General features: G+C 71.9%; 9 protein-coding genes. 7 read left to right on the top strand and 2 right to left on the bottom strand.

Annotation, left to right across the window (positions count from 1 at the left end; translation table 11 throughout):
• Nucleotides 1–288, top strand: a 288-nt coding sequence (locus HW578_RS27935; RefSeq protein WP_232479143.1) for a hypothetical protein, incomplete at its 5' end; no start/stop codon positions are given.
• A gap of 145 nt (nucleotides 289–433) precedes the next feature.
• On the opposite strand, the gene HW578_RS20035 is transcribed toward HW578_RS27935, so the two are convergent.
• Both HW578_RS20035 and HW578_RS20030 read right to left on the bottom strand, forming a co-directional pair.
• Nucleotides 434–1,408, bottom strand: coding sequence for a quinone oxidoreductase family protein (locus HW578_RS20035; RefSeq protein ID WP_198372486.1), 975 nt, complete (start codon nucleotides 1,406–1,408; stop codon nucleotides 434–436).
• Nucleotides 1,405–1,914 carry a methylated-DNA--[protein]-cysteine S-methyltransferase gene (locus HW578_RS20030; RefSeq protein WP_198372485.1) on the bottom strand — a complete coding sequence of 170 codons (510 nt, stop codon included), beginning with the start codon at nucleotides 1,912–1,914 and terminating at the stop codon, nucleotides 1,405–1,407. Before HW578_RS20030 ends, HW578_RS20035 begins: the two co-directional genes overlap by 4 nt.
• Nucleotides 1,915–2,055: 141 nt before the next feature.
• Between HW578_RS20030 and HW578_RS20025 the strand changes: the two genes are divergently transcribed.
• The 6 genes from HW578_RS20025 to HW578_RS20000 all read left to right on the top strand — a co-directional run.
• Nucleotides 2,056–2,409 carry a (2Fe-2S) ferredoxin domain-containing protein gene (locus tag HW578_RS20025; protein WP_369407940.1) on the top strand — a complete coding sequence of 118 codons (354 nt, stop codon included), beginning with the start codon at nucleotides 2,056–2,058 and terminating at the stop codon, nucleotides 2,407–2,409.
• Between the two features lie 29 nt (nucleotides 2,410–2,438).
• Complete coding sequence (gene mnmE, locus HW578_RS20020) at nucleotides 2,439–3,758, top strand: tRNA uridine-5-carboxymethylaminomethyl(34) synthesis GTPase MnmE (RefSeq protein WP_198372483.1); 1,320 nt, start codon at nucleotides 2,439–2,441, stop codon at nucleotides 3,756–3,758.
• A 56-nt stretch (nucleotides 3,759–3,814) separates the two neighbouring features.
• A complete protein-coding gene (gene mnmG / locus HW578_RS20015; RefSeq protein WP_198372482.1) occupies nucleotides 3,815–5,683 on the top strand; it encodes a tRNA uridine-5-carboxymethylaminomethyl(34) synthesis enzyme MnmG in 1,869 nt (622 codons plus the stop codon).
• A complete protein-coding gene (gene rsmG / locus HW578_RS20010; protein WP_198372481.1) occupies nucleotides 5,680–6,288 on the top strand; it encodes a 16S rRNA (guanine(527)-N(7))-methyltransferase RsmG in 609 nt (202 codons plus the stop codon). Before mnmG ends, rsmG begins: the two co-directional genes overlap by 4 nt.
• On the top strand, nucleotides 6,275–7,087 hold the full coding sequence (locus HW578_RS20005; RefSeq protein ID WP_198372480.1) for a ParA family protein: 813 nt from the start codon (nucleotides 6,275–6,277) through the stop codon (nucleotides 7,085–7,087). The genes rsmG and HW578_RS20005 overlap by 14 nt, the downstream gene beginning before the upstream one ends.
• Nucleotides 7,084–7,731: ParB/RepB/Spo0J family partition protein (locus HW578_RS20000; protein WP_198372479.1), on the top strand; the 648-nt coding region annotated here is incomplete at its 3' end. The genes HW578_RS20005 and HW578_RS20000, both read left to right, overlap by 4 nt.

Here is a 7,731-nt window from a genome sequence, read left to right as displayed (position 1 = left end):
GGCGCACCTGCGGCCGCGCCGCCGCCATCGCCCGCGCCAGAACCGCCGGCCGAGCGCGCGCCGTCACCGCTGCCCGTCGCTGTGCCCGCGCCCGCGCCCGCGACCAGGTGGCGCGAACCGGCGTCGGTGGAGAGTGCGCCGTCGAGCCATACGGTGCTGCTGCGGGCCTGGGTGGCGTCGGTGGTGGTGGTCGCCGGCGGGATGGTCGCTCTGGTGGTGTTCCGGGCGCAGGTGATGTCGGCATGGCCGCCGGCGACGAGGTTGTTCGCCGCGCTGGGTCTGGCGTGAGCAGATAGCGCCGGCTTCGGGCCGGAGCAGCACCCCCGCCTGGACCGGATGGATGGGCGGGCCCGTGGTGCCAGGCCTGCCTTGCCGACAGCCAGAAGAAGTGGGGGGGGCGGCGGAGGGAGGTGTCTCCCCCCGTGCCCGCCTCCTACGGCAGCAGGACGGTGCTGCCCGTAGTCTGGCGTGCTTCCAGCGCGCGGTGCGCGTCGGCCGCGTCCTTGAGCGCGAAGGTCTGGTTCACCCGGATCTGCACGGCGCCGGATGAGACCACCGCGAACAGGTCATTGGCGCGGTCGATCAGGTCCTCGCGCTTGGCGGTGTAGGTCGCGAGCGTCGGCCGGGTGACATAGAGCGATCCCTTGGCGGCCAGGATGCCGAGGTCCGGGATGGCGACCGGCCCGGAGGCGTTGCCGTAGGAGACCATCATGCCAAAGGGAGCCAGGCAGTCGAGCGAGACGTTGAAGCTGTCGCGCCCGACGCTGTCGAAGACGACCGGGAGCATCGCGCCGCCGGTGATCTCCTTCACGCGAGCGGGGACGTCGTCCCTGGTGAGAAGGGCGTGCGCGGCGCCGTGGGCGCGGGCCAGCGCCGCCTTCTCCTCAGTACTGACTACGCCGATGACGGTGGCACCCAGGTGCTTCAGCCACTGGCACATGATGAGGCCCACACCGCCGGCCGCGGCATGGACCAGCACGGTCTGGCCGGCCTGCACCGGGTAGCACTTCTTCACCAGGAAGGCGGCGGTCATGCCCTGGAGCATCATCGCGGCGCCCTGCTCGAAGCCGATAGCGTCGGGCAGCTTCACCAGGCGGTCGGCCTTGATGCAGCGCGCCTCGGCATAGGCGCCGATCGGGCCGGTGGCATAGGCAACACGATCGCCGGGGGCGACCTCGGTGACGCCTTCGCCCACAGCCTCGACCACGCCCGCGCCCTCCATGCCGATGATGGCGGGCAGGGAGGGCGCCTTGTAGAGGCCGGTGCGGAAATAGACGTCGATGAAGTTGAGGCCGACCGCCTTGTGGCGGACCAGGGCCTCGCCCGCCTTGGGAGACGGCAAGGGGATGGTTTCCCAGACCATCTTCTCGGGGCCGCCGGTCTCATGGATACGGATGGCGTGGGTCATGAAGGGCGGATCCGTCGCTGGGCCGTGGTGGTGGCCGTGAACAGGGTTGCGGTCTCGGGCGCTGCGCGCTCGAGGTCCAGGAGGTAGCGCTTGGTAGCCTCTCCCTCGCCGCCCGAATAGCCGCCCAGCGAGCCGTCGGCGGCGACCACGCGGTGGCACGGGATCAGGATCGGGATGGGGTTGGCACCGTTGGCCTGGCCGATGGCGCGCGCGGCGCGGCAGCCGACTTGGCGGGCGATCTGGGCGTAGGAGCGCGTCTCGCCGGCGGGAATGGTGCCGAGGGCGGCCCAGACCTTGCGCTGGAAGGCGGTGCCGTGGGGGGCGAGCGGCAGGTCGAAGGCGCTGCGGGTGCCGTCGAAATAATCCTGCAACTGCTCCCGGGCGCGCAGCAGCAGCGGGGTGGGGTCCTGATCGCGGCCGCGGCCCCAGTCGAGGGCGACGATGGCGCCGTCCTCCTCCGACACGGTCAGGTCCCCGAGGGGGGTGTGCAGCGAGAGCTGGGGCATGGCCTGAGGCGACAGACACCCGGAGGCATGGGGCCGTCAAGCCGGGAGCAGCCGCGGGTCCATGACATCGCATCGGGATGGCTTGGAGGCGATCCGGGGGGTCGCTACATGCTGGCCTCCCCCGTTGCCGGAGCTGCCCGCGTGACCGATGCCGATCCGACGCCCTTCTACGCCGCGCACATCTTCGTCTGCACCAACCGGCGGCAGGAGGGTCATCCGCGGGGCTGCTGTGCTGCGGCGGGCAGCGAGAAGCTGCGCGACTACATGAAGGCCCGGGCGAAGGAACTGAAGGTCGCGCGCATCCGGGTGAACAGCGCGGGGTGCCTCGACCGCTGCGAGTTCGGCCCGGCCATGGTGATCTACCCGGAGGGGGTCTGGTACCGGCCGAAGACCGTCGAGGATGTCGAGGAGATCCTGCAGGTGCACGTGATCGGTGGCGGCCGGGTGCCGCGGCTGATGCTGACCGAGAAGGACGTGCCGCCACCGAAGGGCTAGGCGATGTTTCACGTGGAACATCGCCCCCGATGACCGGGACGGACACGATCTTCGCGCTGGCGAGCGGAGCCGGGCGCGCGGCTGTCGCGGTGCTGAGGGTATCCGGCGCGCAAAGCGGGACCATTGTCGCCGCCATGGCCGGTGGGCTGCCGCACCCCCGCCGGGCGAGCCTGCGACGGCTGCGGGACCCGGCGAGCGGGGAAGTGCTGGACGAGGCCCTGGTGCTCTGGTTCCCAGGTCCGGCCTCCTATACCGGCGAGGACAGCGCGGAGTTGCACCTGCATGGCGGGCCGGCAGTTATCGCCGCCGTGGGGACAACGCTCGTGGCGCTGGGTGCCCGCCCGGCCGAGCCGGGGGAGTTCACCCGCCGCGCCTTCCTGAACGAACGCATGGACCTCACAGCGGCCGAGGGCATCGCCGACCTGATCGCCGCCGAGACCGAGGCGCAGCGCCGCCAGGCCCTGCGCCAGGCCGGGGGCGCCCTGGCGCGGCTGCTCGAGAGCTGGACAAAGCGCCTGACCCGCCTGCTGGCCCACCAGGAGGCCGCGATCGAATTCGCCGATGAGGATCTTCCGAGCGACCTGGGCGCGAGCGCGCAGGCAGGCGCGGCGGCGCTGCGGACGGAGATCGAGGTCCACCTGGCCGATGCCGGTCAAGGGGAGCGCCTGCGGGAGGGCGTTGTGGTCGCCATCCTCGGGGCGCCGAATGCCGGCAAATCGTCGCTGCTGAACGCGCTGGCGGGGCGGGAGGCAGCAATCGTCTCGGCACGGGCAGGAACAACACGCGACGTGGTGGAGGTGCGTCTGGTGCTGGCGGGCATCCCTGTGACGCTGGCGGATACGGCCGGGCTGCGCGAAGCGGCGGATGAAATCGAGCAGGAAGGCATCCGCCGGGCCAGGCGGCGCGCGGAGGAGGCCGATCTGGTGATCGCGGTCTTCGCCGCCGATATCGCGCCGGACGCGCCGACGCTCGCCTGGGTCACCCCCGGCGCGCTGGTGCTGGCGAACAAGGTGGACCTCGCGCCCGCGCCGGTGATGATCGGTGGGGTGGCGCCGCTGCCGGTCTCGGCCCGGACAGGGGAGGGGCTAGAGGCGTTGCGGACGCGGCTGGGGGCTGAGGCGGTGCGCTTGGCCGGCGCCGGCGACGCCGCGGTGCTTACCCGCCCGCGCCACCGGGCCGCCCTGTCGGAGGCCGCGACGTGGTTGGCCGAAGCCGAGGCGGCCGACCTGCCCGAGTTGGTCTCCGAAGCGCTGCGTGCCGCCCTGCGCGCGATCGGGCGCCTGTCCGGGCGGGTGGGCGTGGAGGATATCCTCGATGTCGTCTTCGGCGAATTCTGCATCGGGAAGTGACGTCGCGCCGGCGGGGTTCTCTCCCATGCCGCCGTCTTCTCCCGTATATCGCCGCCATGGATCCTTCGTTTGATGTGATTGTCGTCGGCGGCGGCCATGCCGGTTGCGAGGCTGCCGCGGCCGCCGCGCGCTGCGGTGCGCGTACGCTGCTGCTGACCCACAGGCGCGCGACGCTGGGCGAGATGTCCTGCAACCCCGCGATCGGCGGGATCGGCAAGGGCCACCTCGTGCGCGAGGTCGATGCGCTGGACGGCCTGATGGCACGCGCAGCGGATGCCGCCGCGATCCATGTGAAGGTGCTCAACCGATCGAAGGGGCCGGCCGTGCGCGGCCCGCGGGCGCAGGCGGACCGCCGGCTCTACCGCCAGGCCATGCGCCAGCTGCTGGAGGCGCAGCCCGGGCTGTCGATCATGGAAGGCGCGGCGGAAGGGATCGAGACCGGCCCCGACGGCGCCGCGACGGCCGTGCTGACCGGCGATGGCCGCAGGATTGCGTGTGGGGCCTTGGTGGTCACGACGGGCACCTTCCTGCGCGGTGAGATCCATATCGGCGAGGCGCGCATTCCGGCTGGGCGGGTTGGCGACCAGCCAGCGATCGGACTTGCCCTCGCCTTCGAGCGGCTCGGCCTGCCCCTGGCGCGCCTCAAGACCGGAACACCCCCGCGGCTCGATGGCCGGACCATCGACTGGGCCGCGCTGGAACCGCAGCCCGGCGACGATCCGCCGGAGCCCCTGTCCTGGATGACCGGGCGCATCACGAACCGCCAGGTGGCCTGCGCCATCACCGCGACCACGCCCGCCACCCATGCGCTGATCCGCGCGAACCTGCACCAGAGCGCCGTCTATGGGGGGCGCATCCAGGGGGTGGGCCCACGCTACTGCCCCTCGATCGAGGACAAGGTGGTCCGCTTCGCGGAGCGCGAGCGCCACCAGATCTTCCTCGAACCCGAGGGGCTGGACGACGACACGGTCTACCCGAACGGCATCTCGACCAGCCTGCCGGAAGCGGTGCAGGCCGCGATGATCGCATCGATTCCCGGCCTGGAGACGGCACGGATCATCCGGCCCGGCTATGCCATCGAATACGACCATGTCGACCCTCGGGCGCTGACGCCGGCGCTGGAGGTCCGCGCCATCCCGCGCCTGTTCCTGGCCGGGCAGATCAATGGGACCACCGGGTATGAGGAAGCCGCCGCGCAGGGGCTGATGGCAGGGCTGAACGCCGCGGAACGCGCCTCGGGCACGCAGCCCGACCGGGTGCTGACCCGGTCCGAGGCCTATATCGGTGTCCTGGTCGACGATCTGGTCCTGCAGGGCGTCTCGGAGCCCTATCGCATGCTGACCGCGCGCGCCGAGCACCGCCTGGTGCTGCGCGCCGACAATGCCGGGCTGCGGCTGACCGGGAAGGGCATCGATTGGGGCTGCGTCGGGCCCGAGCGCGCGGCGCGCCATCGGGGCTTCGCCGCCGCGCTGGCGGATGCGCTGGCGCGGGCACGGACGGATGGCGCCACCTCTGCCGCGCTCGCCGCCGCGGGAATTGCCGTGAACCAGGATGGACGGCGGCGCAGCGTGCTCGAGGTGCTGGCGCTGCCGGGCATCGACCCGGCAGCGGTCGATGCGGCCTTCCCCTGGCTGCGAGACATCCCCCCGGCACTGCGCACGCTCCTGGAGGCGGAAGCCCTCTACGCCCCCTACCTCCGTCGCCAGGAGGCCGAGATGCGGCTTCTCGAACGCGAGGAGCGCGCGCAGATCCCCGCCGACCTGGATTTCGCGAGCGTGCCGGGCCTGTCGTCAGAGATGCGCCAGCGCCTGTCCGCCGCACGCCCCGCGACGCTCGGCTCAGCCGGGCGCCTGCCTGGCGTCACCCCGGCTGCCCTCGCCGCCCTGGCGGTGGTGCTGCGCCGGGATGCGGCGCGTTCCACGTGAAACACCCGATCCCGGTGCTGGCGCCCGATACGGCGAGGGACGCACGGCTCGCGACCTACCGCGACCTGCTGCTGCGTTGGAACGCGGCCATCAACCTGGTCTCGGCCCGCACCGCGGCGGATATCGACGACAGGCACATCGCCGACAGCCTGCAACTGCTGCCGCTGCTCCCGGGCGAAGGCGTCATCGCGGATCTGGGTTCAGGCGCCGGTCTTCCCGGCCTGGTGCTGGCGGCTGCCCTGCCGGAGCGCGAGGTCCATCTTGTGGAATCCGACCGCCGCAAGGCGGCCTTCCTGATCGACGCCGCGGCGCGCATGGGCCTCCCGAAGGTGAAGGTGCATGCCCAGCGACTCCAGGACGCCGCCCTGCCGCCCATCGCGGCCATGACCGCCCGCGCTCTCGCCCCGCTGGACGACCTGCTGGGCTTCGCCGCAGGAATCCTGGCCCCTGGCGGCGTCGCCATCCTGCCCAAGGGCCGCAGCGTCGAGCAGGAGTTGACGGCCGCCGCCACGCACTGGCACTTCACCACCGAGCGGTTCACCAGCCGCACGGACCCCGAGGCCACCATCCTCCGCCTGAGCGAGATCCGCCGTGCCAGCGACTGACCGCACGCCGCCGCGCATCATCGCCCTCGCCAACCAGAAGGGCGGCGTGGGCAAGACCACGACCGCCATCAACCTCGGCACCGCGCTCGCCACCAAGCGCCGCGTGCTGCTGATCGACATGGACCCGCAAGGCAATGCCTCGACCGGCCTCGGCATCGCGCGGCAGGACCGCGGCGCGGGATCCTATGCGCTGCTGACGGGGGAGAAGCCGCTCGCCGAGCTGCTGCGCCCCACGCGGATCCCGAACCTGACCCTGCTGCCCGCCGACACGGAACTGGCCGGCGCCGAGATCGAGCTGGTCGGCCTAGAGAACCGCGAACGCCGCCTGCGCGACGCCCTGGAAGCCCAGGCCGATGCCCTGGCCGGTACCGAACTCATCCTCATCGACTGCCCACCCTCGCTCGGCCTGCTCACGCTCAACGCCCTCGTGGCCGCGCATTCGGTGCTGGTGCCGCTGCAGACGGAGTTCTTCGCCCTCGAAGGCGTCTCGCAGATCACCCGTACGGTCGAACGGGTGAAGCGCGCCTTCAACCCGGCGATCGAACTCGAAGGCATCGTCCTGACAATGTTTGATAGACGAAACAATCTGTCGGAACTCGTCGCCGCCGATGTCCGCGCCTTCTTCGGCGACAAGGTCTACAGCACCGTCATCCCCCGCAACGTCCGCATCAGCGAGGCACCTTCGCACGGCCTGCCGGTGATCCTGTATGACCACCGCTCCGCCGGCGCGCAGGCCTATGTCGACCTGGCCGCGGAACTGCTGAAGCGCGAGCGTCGCGCCAGGAAGTCGGCCGCATGAAGAAGCCAGCCCGCCTTGGCATGGGTCTTTCGGCCCTGATGGGGGACCCCGCCGCGCCCGCGGCTGCCGCACCCGCCGGCGCGCCGCGCTCCCTGCCGATCGAATCGCTGGAACCAAGCCCCTTCCAGGCGCGCAGCACCCCCGACCCGGCGGCGCTCGCGGAACTTGCCGCCTCCATCCAGGAACACGGGATCCTGCAGCCCATTCTGGTGCGGCCGAAGCCCAAGGCGCCCGGCCGCTACCAGATCCTCGGCGGCGAACGCCGATGGCGCGCCGCGCAACAGGCACGGCTGCATGAAGTGCCGGTGGTCATCCGCGACCTCGACGACCGCGCCGCCATGGCCGCCGGCCTGGTCGAGAACCTGCAGCGCGAGGACCTCAACGCGCTCGAGGAAGCGGAGGGCTACCAGCGCCTGATGGGCGAATTCGGCCTGAAGCAGGAGGCGCTGGGCCAGGCCGTCGGCAAGTCGCGCAGCCATGTGGCGAACACGCTGCGCCTGCTGAACCTGCCCGGGCGTGTGCGCGACCTGCTGCGGGCGGGTACGCTCTCGGCCGGCCATGCCCGCGCGCTGCTCGGCGCCGAGGACCCGGAGCGGCTCGCCGGCCTCGTGGTCGTGCGCGGCCTGTCCGACCGCCAAGCCCAG

This window comes from Roseomonas rosulenta, from assembly GCF_016106005.1.
Lineage (GTDB): Bacteria > Pseudomonadota > Alphaproteobacteria > Acetobacterales > Acetobacteraceae > Neoroseomonas > Neoroseomonas rosulenta.
This window is presented reverse-complemented; position numbering and strand designations above follow the sequence as displayed.

Excerpts from the sequence above, each read along its gene's own strand:
- mnmE (WP_198372483.1), top strand. The coding sequence starts at position 2,439 with ATGACCGGGACGGACACGATCTTCGCGCTGGCGAGCGGAGCCGGGCGC.
- HW578_RS20030 (WP_198372485.1), bottom strand. The coding sequence starts at position 1,914 with ATGCCCCAGCTCTCGCTGCACACCCCCCTCGGGGACCTGACCGTGTCG.
- HW578_RS20035 (WP_198372486.1), bottom strand. The coding sequence starts at position 1,408 with ATGACCCACGCCATCCGTATCCATGAGACCGGCGGCCCCGAGAAGATG.
- mnmG (WP_198372482.1), top strand. The coding sequence starts at position 3,815 with ATGGATCCTTCGTTTGATGTGATTGTCGTCGGCGGCGGCCATGCCGGT.